At 39.5% G+C, this 646-nt stretch carries 2 protein-coding genes; both read left to right on the forward strand.

What is annotated here, in order from left to right:
• The first annotated feature begins 63 nt into the window (after positions 1-63).
• Positions 64-354, forward strand: coding sequence for a YkgJ family cysteine cluster protein (locus IEY73_RS34650; RefSeq protein WP_189083238.1), 291 nt, complete (start codon positions 64-66; stop codon positions 352-354).
• An 11-nt stretch (positions 355-365) separates the two neighbouring features.
• Positions 366-646, forward strand: a 281-nt coding sequence (locus tag IEY73_RS34655; protein ID WP_229716443.1) for a hypothetical protein, incomplete at its 3' end; no start/stop codon positions are given.

The raw sequence follows: 646 nt of genomic DNA on the forward strand, positions 1-646 counted from the left end.
TTAAAAAGGGATCGCCTAGGGATTTGAAAGATAAAGGGCTTTAAAGGGGGGGAATATAAAAAGATGAAAGGATCAAGTGAAAAGCTTGATCGCTTCCCTTGCGCCTCTTGTGGGCTGTGCTGTAAAAATATCACCGGGATTGTTGAGCTTGTTGAGTTTGATGCCGGTAATGGGGTGTGCAAGTTTTTGGATTTAGAAACCAAAAAATGCCAGATTTATAGCGTGCGCCCTAAACAATGCCAGACTTTTCCTTTCTGGGAGGGCGTGAAAACTTTCTCTAAAGAGCAAAAAGAAGCTTTTTGTCAAAGCTGTCCGGGCATCACACAAAAAACCAAAGAAACTAAAGTGTGCTAAAATTCACTTCAGTGATACAAAAAGGAAATAAAATAATGGATATTCAAATAAAGAAAAAATTTTTAGCAAGTTTATTGCTTTTTAGCTTGTTTTGCCTTAAGGCTGAAACCCTTTCAGAAGATCATCAAATCCTATTGAGTTCAGACGCTTTCCACAGAGGGGATTTTGCTAGCGCTCAGAAAGGCTATATGAATCTCTATAAGCAAACCAATAAGGTGGTGTATGCTAAAGAAGCGGCCATTTCAGCGGCGAGTTTAGGGGATATTAAAACCGCTATGCATTTAGCCATGCT

This window comes from Mangrovihabitans endophyticus, from assembly GCF_014646155.1.
Lineage (GTDB): Bacteria > Actinomycetota > Actinomycetes > Mycobacteriales > Micromonosporaceae > Actinoplanes > Actinoplanes endophyticus.